Source organism: Microbacterium sp. AG157, from assembly GCF_003385695.1.
In the GTDB taxonomy this organism is placed as follows: Bacteria; Actinomycetota; Actinomycetes; order Actinomycetales; family Microbacteriaceae; genus Microbacterium; species Microbacterium testaceum.
Map to the genome: position 1 here is coordinate 413,550 of NZ_QRDK01000003.1, position 16,413 is coordinate 429,962.

Consider the following 16,413-nt stretch of genomic DNA (forward strand, 5'->3'; position numbering starts at 1 on the left):
TGCACTTCGCCTGACGGCACCCCGCCCGGGCGCACGGCACACGGGCGGCCGCAGTCGACGACGTGCGGGGGCTCTGCGACGAGACGCGGATCGGTCTGCCCCGTGGCATCCCCCGTTCTCGCGCACCCCGCCCGACGACACGTGCGTCAGCGCGGCTCCAGCCCTGCCGCGCGGTAGATCGCGTCGACCACCCGCATCGTTCCCACACCCCGACGCGCGTCGATGAGACTCTCCGACCCGTCGCCGAGCACCACCGCGAGGTGCTCGAGCTGGCGCGCATAGCTGTTCTCGGCGGGATCGGCGGACGACTGGCGCAGCACGGTGCCCTCGGTCGCTGTGACGGTGAGCGTCGCGCCCCACTGCGGAACGATCACACTCGTCGCAAGCAGCGATGCCTCGCTGCCGTCCACGCGCACCCACATCGCGCCGGTGTCGTCACCGAGGAACGAGGCGCGAAGGAGGGCCGGGATGCCACCGGGCAGCCGCAGTTCCGCGTCGGTCTGCAGGTCGATGCGCGGGTCGGCGTCGTACGGCTGCGCGACGGCCGACACGACTTGGGGCTCTCCGAACGCCGCGCGCAGCAGGTCGACGGCATAACAGCCGACGTCCATCACGGCGCCCCCGGCGAGGTCGCCGTCGAGGCGGATGTTGCCGGGCTGGACGACGAAGTGCGGGATGCTGAAGTCGATCTCGACGAGTCTCACCTCGCCGAGAATCCCCGACGCGATGGTCTCGAGAAGGTCGCGGATGAAGCCGTGCAGGCGGAAGTGGAACCCGACGAAGGCGCGGAGCCCCGCGGCATCCGCGGCATCGGCGATGGCCGCCGCGGTGGTGCCGTTGGCCGACAGCGGTTTCTCGCACAGCACATGCTTGCCGGCCGCAAGAGCACGAGAAGCCCACTCGGCGTGCACGATCGGCGGCAGCGCCAGGTAGATCAGGTCGATCCGCGAATCGGACAGCACCGCGTCGTAGTCGCCCCAGGCGGGCACGTCGAGTCGCTCGGCGAACGTGCGCGCCCGCTCGGGGTCACGCGCGCCGATGGCGACGACCTCGACGCCGTCGACACCGTGCGCCGGCTCGACCATCGCGCGCTCGGCGATGCCGCCCGCCCCGAGTATCCCGATCCCGATCATGCCTCGTCTCCCCTCACGCATAAACGCGATCCGCGCGCATAAACGCGGTGTGCCCGCGTTTCCGCGAGCGGATCGCGTTTATGCGTGTCGTGACCCCGGCCGGCGCCCCGCTCCCGGCCCGACCCGCGCGTGAGCCGCACCCGCGAGCGGGCCACCGGCGGGACGGGCATCGGTTCCGCGCCTCAGCCCTCGCCGTTGTAGTACGGCCAGGGGTTGATGCGACGGTCGCCACGGCGGTCGGGTCCGGTCAGCGTCACTTCGCCGGTCGCGGCCCACTCCACGCCCCGCGGGAACATGCGGATGAACTCGATGCGTCGGAACGTGTCGATGTCGTGGCCGATCGTGATCGTGAACGACCGCCCGGCGCCGTACTCGTTGATCCACGCGAGCGGCTGCTCGGTGTTGATCCCGGGCAGCGCTGCGATGCCCTCGGGCGGGATGTCGACCGGGTAGTGCGACATCGGCCACACCGGCGCCTTCTCGTACGCCTCGAGGTCGTCGAAGGTCGTCAGCAACACCTGGGCGCCCTCGTACATCTGCACGCCGACCAGGATGTCGTCGCCGGTGACGGTCCACGTCGCGTTGATGCCCTCGGTGATCGGATGCCGTGGCTCGGTCGTGTGCAGCTGCGCCTCGCCCCACGGGCGGGGGCGGAGGCCCGTCTCCCACGCGCTGAGCTTGGCGCCGCGCATGACGTTGTACTCCTCGGGGTAGCCCCAGCGGTCCTCTTGAGCTGCGGAACCGTGGAACCAGACGATGCCCTTGCCCTCGTCGTGCACGAACCGCAGGATCGCGGCATCCGTCTCCTCGCCGAAGCCGGTCGCCATGTCGTGGTACCCGTCGCGGCCCTCGAAGATGACGATGAGCACGTCGTACCTGTCGATGACGCTGGCCGGCAGCCCCCGCGGGTCCTCGACGACGCGGACCTTGAAGCGCCCGGTGTCTTCGAGGAGCGTCGTGATCCACTGGTTGTGGAGGCGGAAGCTGCGGTGGGCGTTGTCGTGCTCGACGGTCATGTGACCCGAGAGGATCAGGACATTGATCACCGGATCAGCCCTTGTGCGAGAACGCCGCGTCGAACAGCTGATGCGGCGGGGTGATCTCGCCGAGCGTGCGCACGAAGGCGAGGGCCTCGGGGCCGCCGACGAGGCGGTCCATGCCGGCGTCCTCCCACTCCACGCTCGTGGGCCCGTCGTAGCCGATCGCGTTCAGCGCGCGGAACAGCGGCTCCCACGGCACATCGCCGTGGCCGGTCGAGACGAACGTCCACCCGCGGCGCGGGTTGTCCCACGACAGGTGCGAGCCGAGCACGCCGTTGCGGCCGTCGAGGTTCGTCGTCGATTCCTTGCAGTGCACGTGGAAGATGTGCTCGGCGAAGTCGAGCACGAACGCCACCGCGTCCAGCTGCTGCCAGACGAAGTGCGAGGGGTCGAAGTTGAACCCGAAGCTCCCCCGGTGCCCGATGGCCTCGAGCGTCTTCTTCGCCGTCCAGTAGTCGTACGCGATCTCGGAGGGGTGCACCTCGAGGGCGAAGCGCACCCCGACCTCTTCGAAGACGTCGAGGATCGGATGCCACCGCTCGGCGAAGTCCGCGTAGCCTCGCTCGATCATGGCGTCGGAGGCCGGCGGGAACATCGCCACGTACTTCCAGATGCTCGACCCCGTGAAGCCGGTCACGGTCTTCACCCCGAGCTTGGCGGCGAAGCGCGCCGTGTTCTTGAGGTCTTCGGCCGCACGCTGGCGCACGCCCTCGGCATCCCCGTCTCCCCATACCCGGGGCGGCACGATGTCGTGGTGGCGCTCGTCGATGGGGTCGTCGCAGACCGCCTGGCCGACGAGGTGGTTCGAGATCGTCCACACCTTCAGGCCGTTGCGCTCGAGGATGTCGAGGCGCGACTGCACGTAGTCGGCGTCGTCCCAGCGCGCGACGTCGATGTGGTCGCCCCAGCAGGCGATCTCGAGGCCGTCGTAGCCCCACTCCCCCGCGAGGCGCGCGACCTCTTCGAAGGGCAGGTCGGCCCACTGGCCGGTGAACAGGGTGATCGGGCGAGCCATGACGGCGGTCCTTTCCGGGCGAGGAGCGGGAGTCAGAGAGCGGGGATGGGTGCGCCGACGCGGGTCCAGGCGGACTCGGCGGCGCTGCTGCGCTCGACGGCGTCGAGGACGCGCTGCACGCACAGGCCCTCATCGAACGAGGAGTGCGGGTCGGAACCGTCGGCGATCGCGTTGACGAGGTCGACGACCTGGTGGCTGAAGCCGTGCTCGTAACCGAGCAGGTGCCCCGCGGGCCACCACGCCGAGACGTAGGGATGCTGCGACTCGGTGACGAGGATCTGCGTGAACCCCTGCCGGCCCTCGGGCGCCGTGCGGTCGTAGAAGCGCAGGCTGTTGAGGTCTTCGAGGTCGAATGCGAGCGCGCCACGATCGCCCGACACCTCGATGGTCAGAGCGTTCTTGCGGCCGGTCGCGAAGCGGGTGGCTTCGAACGAGGCCAGGGCGCCGTTCGCCAGGCGGCCGGTGAAGATCGCGACGTCATCGACGGTCACCGCGCCCTTCTCTGCGGCACCGGCACCGTTCGACAGCCCCATCGATCCGTCGGCGGGAAGGGGTCTCTCCTTCACGATCGTGTCGATCGTGCCCGAGACCCGCTCCACGCCCAGACCGGTGACGAACTGGGTCATGTCGATGATGTGCGCCCCGATGTCGCCGAGCGCGCCCGACCCGGCTTGCTCCTTCTGCAGGCGCCACGCGAGCGGCGTCTCGGGGTCGACGAGCCAGTCCTGCCGATAGGCCGCGCGCACCTGCTGCACCGTGCCGACCGCCCCCTCGGCGATCATGTCGCGCAGCAGCGTGACCGCGGGCACCCGACGGTAGGTGAACCCCACCATCGATCGGATGCCGCGGACCCGAGCCCGCGCGGCGGCTTCGGCCATCGCCTCGGCCTCGGCCACGGTGTTGGCCAGGGGCTTCTCGCACAGGACGTGCTTACCCGCGTCGAGGGCGGCGATCGCGATCTCGGCGTGGGATTCGCCGGGCGTCACGATGTCGACGATGTCGATGTCGTCACGCCCGACGATCTCGCGCCAATCGGTGGCCGACTCGGCCCAGCCCCATTTCGCGGCGGCGGAGGCCACGGCATCCGGGTTCCGCCCGACGACCACCGCCATCTCGATCTCGCGCGGCAGGTCGAACATGCGCGGCGCCTGACGCCAGCCGACGGAGTGGGCGGCACCCATGAAGCCGTAGCCGATCATGGCGACGCGCAGAGGACGGGTCATGACAGCACCAGCTCTCGCTCGACCGGAACCCGGTTCGTGACGTACCGCCCGGGGCCGCCGTCGACCCCCGGCATGATCTGCATGTAGAGCAGCCGCATGGTCAGCACGACCTCGACGGTCACCGCCTCGCCCGCCGCGAGCGGGGCCTCGAGGTGGATCAGGACGTCGGGCCGGTCGGCGACGAACCACAGCGTCTCGGACTGCTCGGGCAGTTCCTCGACGCGGTACTCGCGACCCCCGAGCGAGAACCGCAGGTCGTCCTTCGGCACGGCGACACCGTTCACCGTCGCGGCGACGTCGTCGACGGCAGACAGCCAGAGGCTGCGGTACCAGGGCAGCTGCACCGAGACGGCGAGGCCGTCGTCGGTGCGACGGACGTCCTTCTCGGCGAAGAGCGAGTTGTGGGTGGCCATGGGGCTTGCCTCTCAGGCGTAGTTGTCGGAGAAGGTCTGGTGCGCGACGGGAGGCGCGGGCTCGAGCTTCTGCGTGGTCTCGGGGCTGTAGGGGTGGTTCGTGGAGGGCACCGGCTCGTCGGCCTTCGGCATGAAGACGGGCTTGCCGTCGTCGCCGAAGTACATGAGGTCGAGGTCGAACGCGCCCTGGTTCTTCAGGCCGAAGGCGACCCAGTTCTCCTCGAAGGGCGCCCGGGCGAGCTCGTAGCAGCGGAACTTCCAGAACTTCCACTCGCCGTCCTGCTTGAGGAAGTCGATCGCGTACTTGCACCACACCCAGTGGGCCCAGACCTTCTTGCCGAGCACTTCCTCGGGCGAGTACATGTCGGGGAACTCCTCCGCGACCTTCGGGTCGGTCAGCCCCGATTCGGTGCCCGCCATCATCCACACGCCGGTGGCGGTCTTGCCGTCGCCGGCGACCTCGATCACCGGGGTGTTGGTGGCGTGCAGGATGAGCTTGCCCTCGGGGTGGGGACGACCGCGGTGGTAGTCGGTGACGCTCTGCCAGGTCGTGTACTGACCGGCGTTGGTGTAGCGCGCGCGGATGCCCTCGGTGCCCTCCTTCACCCACAGCGGGATGATCTGCTCGTCCTCGAAGGCGTTGTGCAGGTACATGTAGCGGTTGAAGAGGTTCTCGACCTGCCCGCGGTCCTCGGCGCGCTGCGCGAGGGCGTGGGCGGCCTCGACCTGCTCGCGCAGGCGGGTGACCTCGGCGATGAGGTCGGAGACGGATGCCTCGGTGGTGGTGTTCGACATGGTCATTCCTTCGTTGTGGTGGTGGATTACGCGGGCTGGCGCGCCGCGACGGTGTTCTCGATGGCTGTGCGCATGAGCGCGTGCTGCTTCTTCACGAGATCGACAGGATCGCTCTCGCCGAGGTCGCTGAAGGCGTGGCCCTCCCACTCGCTGGAGAGGTAGCCCTCGTATCCCCCGTCGACGAACTGCGTGACGATGCGGGGGATGTCCATGGCCGGTTCTTCGCCGTCGGCGCCGATGTCGTAGAACTTCGCGTGCACGTGGAAGATCTGCGGCATAATGTCGAGCCACTCCTCCGGCGGCACGAGACCGTGCATGTTGAAGGCCAGACGCGTGAACGGCCCGAAGCGCAGGGGGTCGACGCCCTCGCCCGTGAGGTAGTCCTCGAATCTCTGGTTGCGCACGTGCATGGGCGCGGGCTCGCGCCAGATCTCGTCCATGACCGGGAAGTGCTTCTCGTCCATGCCCATCTGGCCGAGCGTGCGCAGCAGGGTCGGGGAGAGCGAGTGCATGGTCGACGAGAAGTCGGCGGTGAAGCCGAGGCGGTCGCTCCCGAGTTCGTCGTAGACCTCGCGGATCTCGAGCACCTTGGAGTCGTTCGGCCCTGAGGGCGCGTGGATCTCGTACGCGAGTCTCTGGTCGTACTTCTCGGCGAGGGGCAGCAGACGGCGCAGCAGCTCCTTGCCGGCCGAGCGGATGACGACCGTCGTGAAGCCGAGGGTGTGCGCCGACTTCAGCTGACGGGCGAAGAAGTCGTGCTCCTCGTCGGGGGTCATGTCTCGGTCTGCGCGGCGGCCCATGTCGAGGTTGGTCCCCACGGCGCTCGCCTCGAGGCCGTACTTCTCGAGCGAGTCGAACCAGAGCTTCGTGAACTCGGCGTCGACGTCGGGGTACGAGCGCAGGAGCTGCGCGAAGTTGAACTCCACGCCCGGACCGATCCCCTGGTCGTGCACCTCGCGGATCAGCGTCTCGGGGGTGTAGACCCCCGCGGCGAACTCGCTCGTCATCGAGTAGAGGGTGGTACCGAGGCGGATGCCGGTTCCGGCGATGCCGTTCTGCATGACGGAGGTCCTTTCAGGCCCGCACGGCGTGCGACAGGTGGGCATCGAGGGCGCGGCGGGCCTCGACGGCATCCGTGATCATCCGGGAGCCGGCGGCCTCGGCGGCGGTGCGCTGGATGGCCTGCTCGCCGCGGATGATCTCGAAGGGGTTCTGCCAGTGGTTCCAGTGCCAGCCCTCGTACTCGCTCGACACCGCGCCGCTGTAGCCGTTCTCGACCAGCAGGGTGATGAGCTCGGCGACGGGAACCGACGGCTCGTTCCCGTTCTCGTCGATGCCGAAGAACTTGCCGTGCACGTGTCGGATCCACGGGAAGATCTCGAGCCAGTCGTCCACGCGCGCGGGCCCGAACAGGCCCGTGCCGTTGATGCCGAAGTCGATGCCGAGGTCGGGGCGGCCGTGCTGGTGGGCCAGACCGATGAAGCGGCCGAAGCGCTGCCCGTGGTCGGTCTGATCGGCGGGCGGACCTTGTTCGTAGAAGTCGTCCCACAGCTGCACGACAGCGGTGAGCAGCTCCTCCGAGGCGCCGCGGCGGCGGTACGCCTCGATGAGGGACGGGGCGAAGCCCGACACCGTGGCGCCCCAGTCCATCGTGAACCCGAGGAAGGGCGAGCCGACCTTCTCGTACCGGTCACGGAGCGCGAGGATGCGCGGGTGCGAGGCGTACTGGTCGGCGTGCACCTCGAGGGCGAGCGTGACGCCGTACTCCTCGGCGATCGGGGCGAGAGCCTCCATCGAGTCGGGCGTGAGCGAGATCTGCACCCGCGCGATGGGGAACCCGAGCTTCGCGGCCGCTGCGATCTGCTTGCGCATGTAGGCGATCAGCTCGTCCTGGTCCATCAGCCGTTCGGGGCGCAGACCGATGTCTGCGTTCACCGCGAGAGAGGTGCGCACCAGGCCCACCTCGTCGATCAGATCGGAGAAGCGCCCGGCGAAGTGGTCGTCGATCTCGGGGAATCCGCGGAAGCTCGAGAAACCGATGATCTCGAGCCCCGGACCGAAGCCCTCGGCCGCGGTCTTGCGGATCAGCTGGTCGAGGTCGTACTCGCGGCCGTGGAACGCACGGGTGAAGCTGTAGAGCGTGACGCCCTGGATGGGCGTGCCGAGCTCGGTCATGCGCGGGCCTCCTCGACCTGGCGGACGGTCATGGTCTTGGTGTCGTGCTCCTCGATGTGGAGCACCTGGTCGTCGGCGATGATGATGTAGGGGATGAAGAGCTCGAGGTCGACGCGCACCTCGTGCTCCCCGGCATCCACCGTCAGATCTCCCGACAGCACGGCCGAGTCGGTGGGGAACCACCACTGCTCGGTGTTCGTCTTCATATCGACGAACGTGAACTCCTCGCCGTTCATCTGCCAGCGGAGCGAGGCAGCTGGGGCCTCGACGCCGTCGATGGTGAGCCTCGCGCCCGAGATGCACGATGCCGGCAGGGCGCGGTACCAGGGCAGCCGCACGTCCACCGATGTCCGCCCGTCGCGGGCGCTGAGGGTGCCCTGCTCGATGATGCGATCCGGGATCACGATGACCTCCTCGTCGGCGCGACAGGAGTCGCAGACCACTTTGTCATGATTTCTACACTCTAATGTCTGTTTCCTGCATAAGCAAGAGAGCTCAGGCGGATGCCGACTTCGTCGCGACCTGCTCGCGAGCGAGAACGGCAGCGATCTTGCGTGCACCCCGCACGGCGAGCGCCACCGACGTCAACGTCGGGTTGCACGCCGTCGCGGTCGGGATCACTCCGTTGCCCGCGACGAAGAGATCGGGCACGCCCCACACCTCGCTGTCGATGTCGCACACGCTCGTGCCGTCGTCGTCGACGCCCATGCGCGTCGAGCCCTGGTAGTGCAGAGACGACCCGAGCGGAAGGGTGAAGGGGCGATCGCCGACCGGGTCGCCGACGGCCTCGGCCAGACGCACGATCTCCTGACGAGCCCGTTCCACCACCTCGCGATCGTGATCGGTGAGGCGGTAGTGGATGCGGGGAGCCGGCATCCCGTAGCCGTCGACGTGCTCCGCATCGAAGGCGACGCGGTCGTCGGCCCGCAGGTCTTTCGCGCAGAACAACCCGAGTCCCACGATCGAGCCCGGAACCACCGGGTCGTCGTCGGCCAGGGGGATCGGCGAGGCGTCGAGCTGCATGATCTGCCCGTGGAACGGCATGTCGTCGGTGAACGGGACCCAGCTCACCCCGCTGTACTCCGCCAGCCCCCCGGTGGGGTCGTGGGTGTCGAGCAGGGGCATGTTCCGCAGCCGCGAGGCGAACACCACCTGCGCCTGGTCGTTCAGGTACCGCCCGAGAGCCTCCGGGCGCACGCCCGACGCCCACAGCAGCTGCGGGGTGCGCAGCGCGTCGGCCGCGACCACCACGAAGCGCGCCGCGATGGTGTGCTCGTCGCCCGAACGTAGGTCGCGCGCGACGACGCCCGATGCGCGGCCGCCCTCCACGAGTACCCGCACAGCCAGGGTCTCGTCGAAGAGCGCGAAGCGCGGGTTCTCGCGCGTGACCTCTCCCAGCACGACATCCGACCCCGACCAGACCAGGCGACCGTCGTCGCGCCGGTGGGCGGCCAGCGGCATCCGCTGCACCTTCGTCGCATCGACGCGGCCTTCGTCGACCGCGGCCGAGAGGCGCTCGCGCACGATCGCCCCGAAGGGCGCGGAGTCGAAGGCGTTCGTCGTGACACCCAGCAGACGATCGGCCTCGTCGAGGAGCTCGTCGAGGTCGGGAACGAAGGCGATGCGCTCGCTGTCGTTCGGACGCGGGCACGCGCCCGTCCAGTGCGCGGCCATGCCGCCCACGTTGCTCGACATCGCGACGACCGGGAGACCGTCCTCCCCCTCGAACGCGTAACCCTCCTCGAGCAGGAACGTGCCGGGGCGCGCCCCGCGCACGCCGGCCTTGGCGGCGCCGGGGCTGGCGACCTTCTCGCCGCGCTCGCCCGGGCCCTCCGAGGCCACCTGCGCGCGAGCCCGCTCGACCGGGTCGGCGATGTTCTTCACGTGCGCACCGGGAGGATTCGACACCGTCGGGCCGACCTCGAGCATCGCGATCGTCGCCTCCGGCGCGCGCTCAGACAGGATGCGCGCGTAGGCCGAGCCGGTCGGCCCGCTCCCGACGATGACGACGTCGACCGAGGTGGGGTACTGCCGGGCGCTCATGCGGCGCGCGCAGTCTCGACGACGTGGGCGACGGATGCCGCCGACGCGGTGGTCGGGTAGTACTCGAGACCCACGGGGCCGTCGTAACCGCTGTCGCGCAGCAGTCGGAAGCGCTCGTTCCAGTCGAGCTCTCCCGTGCCGGGCTCGCCGCGACCGGGGGCGTCGGCCAGCTGCACATAGTGGATGAGGTCGCCGGCGTTCGCCAGCTCGGCCTCCATGTCCTCACCCTCGACGGCCGAGTGATAGATGTCGTAGAGCACGCCGAACTGCGGCGAGGCGACGCCACGGGCGACGTAGACCCCCTCGGCCGTGCGATCCAGCAACGAACCGGGGTGGTCGACCCGGACGTTCACGGGCTCGAGCACGAGACCGACGCCCGACCCCTCGATCTGGGCGATCGCCGTGGTGTAGATCTCGATGAGCTTGTCGAGCTGCACCTGCCGCTTCCACCCGCCGAAGCCGGTGCCGCTGCCCACGACGATGCGGGGGCATCCGAGGTCGTGGGCGATCGCCACGCCCTCGTCGAGCTTGCGGAAGAACTCGCTGTGGTCCCACGGCGGGATCATGAACTGCGTGCGGGGCTCCGCCAGCTGCGCCGTGAGCTGCACGCCGGTCTCTTCGAGCGCCGCCTTCAGTGCCGGCAGGTCCTTGGGCGTCGCCGGAGCGTCGACCCCCGTGGGACCCCACATCTCGACGGCGTCGAAGCCCGCGGCCGCCGCCGCGCGCACGCGGTCGTGATAACCGCCGGCCTCGGTGAAGAGGAGTTCGATGTTGGGAGCGAGTTGATACATGGGGTGTGTCCTTTCGACTGCGCGGCGCGACGATCGACGGATGCCGCGCTTCGCGGCATCCATCTGGGCAGGCTCAGCCCGGGAGAAGAGGGGCTCAGCCCTTCAGGCCGCCGGCGAAGCCCTGGATGAAGCGCTTCTGGGCGAAGAGGTAGAAGGCGAGGATCGGCACCATCGAGACGATGACGATCGCGAAGATCTGGTTCCACGCCGAGACCAGCGAGCCGATGTAGTAGTACATGGCGACCGGGAGGGTCTGGTTCGCGGAGCCGCCGAGGAAGATGAGCGATGTGAAGAAGTCGTTCCACACGATGAGTCCGGCGAGGATCGCCACGGTCCCGGTCGCGGGCGACATCAGCGGGAGCACGATCCGGAAGAAGATCTGGGTGCGGCTGGCGCCGTCGATCGTCGCGGCCTCCTCGTACTCGGTGCCGAGCCCGCGGAAAAAGCCCGCGTACAGGAAGATCGCGAGCGGCAGCAACATGCCGGTGTAGAGGACGATCATGCCCCAGGCCGAGCCGGTGAGCCCGAGCGAGCGCGCCCCGATGTACAGCGGCACGGTGCCCAGCTGCGTGGGCAGAACGATCGCCACGAGGAAGAGGTAGTAGACCACGCGGCTCCATCGACGCGTGCTGCGGGCGATCACGTAGCCGGTGAGCGAGCCGAGTAGAACCAGGAGCACGATGCTGCCTGCGGTGATGATGATGCTGTTGATCAGCCCCACCACGACGTTCGAGTTGCCGGTGGCGGTCAGCACCTTGAGGAAGTTGCCGAAGTCGGGTGCGGTCGGCGGCGCCAGTGTCGACGAGGTGATGACCTCGCGGTCCGATTTCAGCGAGGTTGTGACCAAGAAGTAGAACGGCAGCAGGAAGACGAGCGCGGCGACCCAGAAGAGGAACTCGCGGAGCCCCGTGAGCTTGGTGTAGCGGAACATGTCAGTTCTCCTCCGAACGGTCGGCGGTGACGCGCTGCTGGATGACCGCGAAGACCAGGATGATGAGGGTCAGCAGCAGCGCCAGGGCGGCGCCGTAGCCGAAGTTGCCGAGGGCGAACGACTGCTTGTAGACCTGCGTTGCGAGCGTCTCGGTCGCCGCGGCCGGACCGCCGCCGGTCAGCGCCATGATCTGATCGAACACGCGCAATCCGTTCACCAGCCCGAGGGTGGTCGCGATCGCGACGGCGGGGCGGATCGACGGGAGCGTCACGTGCCAGAAGCGCTGCCACAGGTTGGCGCCGTCGATGGCCGCGGCCTCTTCGATCTCGACCGGGACGGCGGCGAGGCCCGCCATGTAGATCACCATCGAGAAGCCGATGTTCTGCCACACCAGCACGATGAGGATCGTCCAGATCGCCCACGTGGGGTCGGCGATCCAGGCGCGGGCCATCGAGTCCAGGCCGATCCCCCGCAGCACGAGGTTGAGCGGTCCGTTGAAGTCGAAGATGAACTTCCAGATGTACGACGTCGCCAGCGGGCTGAGCACGACAGGCATGAAGAAGAGCGTGCGCAGGATGTACCGGCTCTTCAGCCCGCGATTGAGGCCGAGAGCGATCCCCAGCCCCAGGATGTTGCTGAGGATCACCGATCCGAAGGCGAGGAACAGCGTGTTCCACAGCGCCCCGATCTTCGTGGGGTCCTGGAAGATCCGCGTGAAGTTGTCGAGACCGATGAGCTGGAAGGCCCCGATGCCGGTCCAGTTCGTGAAGGCGAAGAAGCCACCGACACTCGTGGCGACGTAGTGGATGCCGACGACGAAGAGGATGCCGGGCAGAGCCCACCACCAGTAGCCGAACTTCAGCAGGCCCTTGCGGCGCGGGCGGGGCGCGGAGCGGCGGCGTCCGCCGCGACGTGGCAAGACCACGCGCTCGGTCTCGGTGGCGGCGATTTCGCCGGCTCGGAAGGTGGTGCTCATCGCGTCCTCGTCATCCTCGATGGGGTGCGGCTCCGCCGCCCGGGTCCAGGGGCCCGGGCGGCGGATTCACTCAGTTGCCCCAGGCCGCATCCATGTTCTTCAGCACCTGGTCGATGCTGCTCTGGCCCGTCAGCAGGCCCTGGACACCCGTCGACAGCGCGTCGTACACGGCCGGGTTCGGCCAGACGTTCGAGGGCAGGGTGGTGTAGGAACCGTTCGAGATGTCATCGACGACCTCGGAGTAGATCGTCTTGCTCAGGTCGAGGTTCTTGTACTCCGAGATGGGGAGCAGACCCGAGGCCTCGTAGAACTTCTCCTGCGCGTCCGGGGTGGCGAGCCACTCGAGGAACTTCTTCGCCGCGTCCTTCTTCTGGGACTTCGCGTTGATGGATGCCGCGTAGTTCGAGCTGGCGAGCACGAAGGGCTTGCCACCGGTTGCGGGCGGGAAGGGCTGCACCTTGAAGTCGGCCTCCGCGGGAGCCGCGGCGGCGATCTCGACCGCCGAGCCCGAGGGGATGAAGCTGCCGACCGAGGTGCCCTGCGCGAGTCCGTTGGTGATGGCATCGAAGCCGCCGCCCTCGGCACCGGCCTGGAAGCAGCCCTTGTCCTTGAGGTCGATGATGGTCTGCAGCGTGTCCGCCCAGCCCTTGCTCTGGGCGAAGGTGGTCTTGCCCTCGGCGCGCTCGGTGTTGAAGTTCGGGTCCGATGCGTAGACGCGGGTCGCCGCGATGCCCTGAGCGGTGAGACCGGCGTTCGGGGCGGCGGCACCGGCGATGGCGATCATCGACTTGCCGTCGCCCGCGAGCTTCCCGCACTCGGCGTAAAAGTCGTTCATGGTGGTGGGCCAGCTCGTGATCCCGTTCATGCCGGCTGTGCCCATGCTGGCGACGACGGCACCGATGGTGAAGTCCAAGGGCTGGCCGTATGTCTTGCCGTCGAGCTCGAAGAGCGTGTCGCTCCCGGTCGGCACGAGCGAGGTCGCGGTGTCGCCGAGCGGTTCGAAGAACCCGGCCTGGGCGAGGGGGATCAGACCGCGCGAGTCACCGGCACCGGGTGCGGTGATGATGACGTCGGAAGCATTGCCCGCTTGCAGCTGCGTGCGGATGGTCTCCCCGTACTTGTCGTTCGGGGTCGGGTTCGAGGTGATGGTGACGCCGGGATTCGCCGCCATGTACTCCTTGGCGAGCGTCTCGTATGGGCTCTCGAGGTTGTTGGAGGTGGCGAAGGTGAATGTGAAGGAGTTCGAATCGCCCCCGGCGTCTCCCGAACCCGAGCCGGAGCACCCGGCGAGGACGAGAACGGCGGTGACGGGAAGAGCGAGGAGACCTGCGATCCGCGTGACGCGGCGATGCTGAGTCATGGCCAGCCTTTCTGACGACGTTGTCGGCGAGCCCTTCGGTGGGAGCGCCTGTGCTGTGCGACTCAGTATCGGCGCGTTGCGCCTAAAACGCACATAAGTCTTCGCGATACAGCGCATAAGGCGCGGAAGACCGTGATCATCGTTCGGGAGTATGGCGCCTAGCTGCGACATAGACGGCATTGATACGATCCGCGGACAGCTTTCCCGAGCGAAGGATCACGCCGTGGTGACCGATCATTCGGCGCTTTCGCGCCTCGACCTCAACCTCCTGGTGGCGCTCGACGCGCTGCTCACCGAGCGCAGCGTCACGCGCGCCGCCGAGAGTCTGCACCTGAGCCAGCCCGCGCTCAGCGCCTCTCTCGCGCGTCTTCGCACGCACTTCAACGACCAGATCCTCGCGCGTCGCGGCAACACCTACGAGCTCACGCCGTTCGCCGTCCGCCTGACCGATCACACGAGCACGGCCCTCGAAGCAGCCCGACGCGTCTTCGACAGCCAGGCATCGTGGTCTCCGGCGGAGTCGACGCGCGAGTTCTCGATCTACGGGTCCGACTACGGCTTCGTCACCGTCGGAACCGTCGTGTCGCAGCTCGCAGCGGAGCAAGCGCCGGGTGTTCGCTTCCGCTACATGCTGCACAACCCCGGGATCGTGGAAGACGCCGCGAACCGCCTGCGCTCGGCCGACGCCATGGTCATCCCCCACGGTCCCGTGTCGGAGCTGCCCTACCTCGACCTCTGGCAGGACGACTGGCTGGCGGTCGTGGCCGACGACAACGACGAGGTGGGCGAGTCGCTCACGATGCAGAACCTCGCCGACCTGCCGTGGGTGCTCACCTTCCAATCGCGGTCAGCCTTCACCTCGGCCGCGCGCCAGATCCAGCAGCTCGGGGTCGAACCGCACATCGAGGTGGTGCTGGAGAGCTTCCTCTCGGTGGGGCACTTCGTCAGCGGAACGCGGCGCGTGGGACTCGTGCAGTCCGCCCTCGCCCCCCACCTGCTGCGCATCGGCGGCATCCGCGTGGTGCCCCTGCCGTTCGCGGCGACGCCGATCGTCAGCGCCCTGTGGTGGCACCCTTCGCACAACCGCGATCCCGAGCACGAGTGGATGCGCGGCCTCTTCGCCGAGGCCGGTCGCGTGATCGCCGCGGGTCACGCTCCGCAGTGAGACGCGCGGATGCCGCCCGCATCACCGATCGTGATGGACGCCATCCACGGCGGTCGGGGTGCGATCGTTGTGCGCGCGCCCGGCCCGTCCCTAGCCTGAAATCAGAATCAACGTTCTGATTCGGTGAGGCGCGCACCCCCGCGGGCCCGGCCGTCCGCTCGAGGAGGAGCACCCATGTCGAACCCGTTGAGAATCCTGATCGTCGGCGCCGGCATCGGCGGCCTCACCACGGCATCCGCCCTCGCCCGGATCGGTGCGCACGTCGACGTCATCGACGACAAGCCCGAGATCAGCGTCGCCGGCGTCGGATTCGGCCTCCGCATCAACGGCCTGCGCGCGGTGCGCGAGATCGGACTGCTCGACGACGTCCTCGAGATCGGCCACCCCGCCCCGGGCATCGACAACTACGACGCCGACGGCACCCTGCTGAGCACCATGAGCTACGGCACCCGCGACGAGGGCCTGCCGGGATGCGTGACGATGTCGCGCATGGGGTTCCTCGAGATGGCCGCGCGCCACGCCCTCGCCAACGGCGCCACGTTCCACATGAGCACGACCGTCGCCGACATCGCCCAGGATGCCGACAGGGCGACCGTGACGTTCAGCACCGGGGACAACGCCGACTACGACCTCGTGCTCGGCTTCGATGGTCTGAACTCCCAGATCCGCCGCGAGTACTTCGGCGAGAAGTACGCTCCGCGCCCGGTGGGCGGGGTCGCCTGGCGCGCGGGGCTCCCCAACCGCCGCAAGATCATGCAGCCGATCATCTGCCAGGGCTACGGCGGCAAGATCATGCTCACGCCCCTGTCGGAAGACACCATGTACATGGTGCTCACCGTGGCCGAGGAGGGCCGCCCGCGCTACGACGCGAGCAAGATGGCCGAGATCATGCACGATCGCGCCGCCTCGCTCACGCGCGGATCGGCCTTCCTCGCCGACGCCCTCGACGACGTCCGTCACGCCGAGAACGTCGCCTACACCCCGTACTCGACGGTGTGGGTGCCGTACCCGTGGTTCCGCGGGCGCATCATGATTCTGGGCGACGCCGCCCACACGATGACGCCCTACCTGGGATCGGGAGCGGCGATGAGCATCGAGGACGGCGTCGTGCTCGCCCAGGAGCTCGCGAAGGACCAGTCGCTGCTCGACGCCCAGCTCGAGTTCATGAAGCGCCGGCTGCCCCGGGTGCGCGCGGTGCACGAGCGTTCGATCGAGTCGATGCTCGAGGAGTTCGACTCGGTCACCGACGAGACCTACCGCGCGCGCATCGAGCACCTCCGTCACGACGAGCCGATCGCGAACGAGTACGCGAACCGCCTCCTGCGGATGCCCTACTGAGACCCCGAGGAGACA

At 68.5% G+C, this 16,413-nt stretch carries 16 protein-coding genes; 2 read left to right on the top strand and 14 right to left on the bottom strand.

Annotated elements, in window-relative coordinates; all coding sequences use genetic code 11:
- Window positions 1-146 precede the first annotated feature (146 nt).
- From DEU35_RS11225 to DEU35_RS11290, 14 genes are all read right to left on the bottom strand, one after another.
- Window positions 147-1,133, bottom strand: a complete 987-nt coding sequence (locus tag DEU35_RS11225) for a Gfo/Idh/MocA family protein (protein WP_116239555.1) — start codon at window positions 1,131-1,133, stop codon at window positions 147-149.
- 182 nt (window positions 1,134-1,315) lie between these two features.
- A complete protein-coding gene (locus DEU35_RS11230; protein WP_258027903.1) occupies window positions 1,316-2,179 on the bottom strand; it encodes a ThuA domain-containing protein in 864 nt (287 codons plus the stop codon).
- A 4-nt stretch (window positions 2,180-2,183) separates the two neighbouring features.
- The gene (locus tag DEU35_RS11235) at window positions 2,184-3,188 is read right to left on the bottom strand and encodes a sugar phosphate isomerase/epimerase (RefSeq protein ID WP_103207818.1); all 1,005 of its coding nucleotides are present in this window, start codon (window positions 3,186-3,188) and stop codon (window positions 2,184-2,186) included.
- 32 nt (window positions 3,189-3,220) lie between these two features.
- The gene (locus DEU35_RS11240) at window positions 3,221-4,411 is read right to left on the bottom strand and encodes a Gfo/Idh/MocA family protein (protein WP_174799698.1); all 1,191 of its coding nucleotides are present in this window, start codon (window positions 4,409-4,411) and stop codon (window positions 3,221-3,223) included.
- On the bottom strand, window positions 4,408-4,824 hold the full coding sequence (locus DEU35_RS11245; RefSeq protein ID WP_116239556.1) for a DUF6379 domain-containing protein: 417 nt from the start codon (window positions 4,822-4,824) through the stop codon (window positions 4,408-4,410). The genes DEU35_RS11240 and DEU35_RS11245 overlap by 4 nt, the downstream gene beginning before the upstream one ends.
- Window positions 4,825-4,836: 12 nt before the next feature.
- On the bottom strand, window positions 4,837-5,619 hold the full coding sequence (locus DEU35_RS11250; protein WP_103208568.1) for a nuclear transport factor 2 family protein: 783 nt from the start codon (window positions 5,617-5,619) through the stop codon (window positions 4,837-4,839).
- Window positions 5,620-5,645: 26 nt separating this feature from the next.
- Window positions 5,646-6,680: a sugar phosphate isomerase/epimerase gene (locus DEU35_RS11255; RefSeq protein ID WP_103207814.1), complete on the bottom strand. Its 1,035-nt coding sequence runs from the start codon at window positions 6,678-6,680 to the stop codon at window positions 5,646-5,648.
- 13 nt (window positions 6,681-6,693) lie between these two features.
- On the bottom strand, window positions 6,694-7,794 hold the full coding sequence (locus DEU35_RS11260; RefSeq protein WP_116239557.1) for a sugar phosphate isomerase/epimerase: 1,101 nt from the start codon (window positions 7,792-7,794) through the stop codon (window positions 6,694-6,696).
- Window positions 7,791-8,198: a DUF6379 domain-containing protein gene (locus DEU35_RS11265; protein ID WP_116239719.1), complete on the bottom strand. Its 408-nt coding sequence runs from the start codon at window positions 8,196-8,198 to the stop codon at window positions 7,791-7,793. Before DEU35_RS11265 ends, DEU35_RS11260 begins: the two co-directional genes overlap by 4 nt.
- Window positions 8,199-8,289: 91 nt before the next feature.
- Entirely contained in the window at window positions 8,290-9,837 is a 1,548-nt protein-coding gene (locus tag DEU35_RS11270; protein WP_116239558.1) for a GMC oxidoreductase, read from the bottom strand.
- Entirely contained in the window at window positions 9,834-10,628 is a 795-nt protein-coding gene (locus tag DEU35_RS11275; protein ID WP_116239559.1) for a TIM barrel protein, read from the bottom strand. The genes DEU35_RS11270 and DEU35_RS11275 overlap by 4 nt, the downstream gene beginning before the upstream one ends.
- 94 nt (window positions 10,629-10,722) lie before the next feature.
- A complete protein-coding gene (locus DEU35_RS11280; RefSeq protein ID WP_103207805.1) occupies window positions 10,723-11,559 on the bottom strand; it encodes a carbohydrate ABC transporter permease in 837 nt (278 codons plus the stop codon).
- Between the two features lies 1 nt (window position 11,560).
- Complete coding sequence (locus DEU35_RS11285; RefSeq protein ID WP_103207803.1) at window positions 11,561-12,535, bottom strand: carbohydrate ABC transporter permease; 975 nt, start codon at window positions 12,533-12,535, stop codon at window positions 11,561-11,563.
- A gap of 70 nt (window positions 12,536-12,605) precedes the next feature.
- Window positions 12,606-13,895 carry an ABC transporter substrate-binding protein gene (locus DEU35_RS11290; protein ID WP_103207801.1) on the bottom strand — a complete coding sequence of 430 codons (1,290 nt, stop codon included), beginning with the start codon at window positions 13,893-13,895 and terminating at the stop codon, window positions 12,606-12,608.
- Between the two features lie 226 nt (window positions 13,896-14,121).
- Here DEU35_RS11290 and DEU35_RS11295 point away from each other — a divergent pair, with 226 nt between their 5' ends.
- The gene (locus tag DEU35_RS11295) at window positions 14,122-15,060 is read left to right on the top strand and encodes a LysR family transcriptional regulator (protein WP_103208565.1); all 939 of its coding nucleotides are present in this window, start codon (window positions 14,122-14,124) and stop codon (window positions 15,058-15,060) included.
- Between the two features lie 174 nt (window positions 15,061-15,234).
- Window positions 15,235-16,398 carry an FAD-dependent monooxygenase gene (locus tag DEU35_RS11300; RefSeq protein ID WP_116239560.1) on the top strand — a complete coding sequence of 388 codons (1,164 nt, stop codon included), beginning with the start codon at window positions 15,235-15,237 and terminating at the stop codon, window positions 16,396-16,398.
- The last annotated feature ends 15 nt before the right edge of the window (window positions 16,399-16,413 follow it).

Bases quoted from the DNA above. Each gene is read 5' to 3' on its own strand.
- DEU35_RS11280 (WP_103207805.1), bottom strand. From the start codon at position 11,559: ATGTTCCGCTACACCAAGCTCACGGGGCTCCGCGAGTTCCTCTTCTGG.
- DEU35_RS11270 (WP_116239558.1), bottom strand. From the start codon at position 9,837: ATGAGCGCCCGGCAGTACCCCACCTCGGTCGACGTCGTCATCGTCGGG.
- DEU35_RS11260 (WP_116239557.1), bottom strand. From the start codon at position 7,794: ATGACCGAGCTCGGCACGCCCATCCAGGGCGTCACGCTCTACAGCTTC.
- DEU35_RS11255 (WP_103207814.1), bottom strand. From the start codon at position 6,680: ATGCAGAACGGCATCGCCGGAACCGGCATCCGCCTCGGTACCACCCTC.
- DEU35_RS11290 (WP_103207801.1), bottom strand. From the start codon at position 13,895: ATGACTCAGCATCGCCGCGTCACGCGGATCGCAGGTCTCCTCGCTCTT.
- DEU35_RS11250 (WP_103208568.1), bottom strand. From the start codon at position 5,619: ATGTCGAACACCACCACCGAGGCATCCGTCTCCGACCTCATCGCCGAG.
- DEU35_RS11225 (WP_116239555.1), bottom strand. From the start codon at position 1,133: ATGATCGGGATCGGGATACTCGGGGCGGGCGGCATCGCCGAGCGCGCG.
- DEU35_RS11285 (WP_103207803.1), bottom strand. From the start codon at position 12,535: ATGAGCACCACCTTCCGAGCCGGCGAAATCGCCGCCACCGAGACCGAG.
- DEU35_RS11275 (WP_116239559.1), bottom strand. From the start codon at position 10,628: ATGTATCAACTCGCTCCCAACATCGAACTCCTCTTCACCGAGGCCGGC.
- DEU35_RS11245 (WP_116239556.1), bottom strand. From the start codon at position 4,824: ATGGCCACCCACAACTCGCTCTTCGCCGAGAAGGACGTCCGTCGCACC.
- DEU35_RS11300 (WP_116239560.1), top strand. From the start codon at position 15,235: ATGTCGAACCCGTTGAGAATCCTGATCGTCGGCGCCGGCATCGGCGGC.
- DEU35_RS11235 (WP_103207818.1), bottom strand. From the start codon at position 3,188: ATGGCTCGCCCGATCACCCTGTTCACCGGCCAGTGGGCCGACCTGCCC.
- DEU35_RS11240 (WP_174799698.1), bottom strand. From the start codon at position 4,411: ATGACCCGTCCTCTGCGCGTCGCCATGATCGGCTACGGCTTCATGGGT.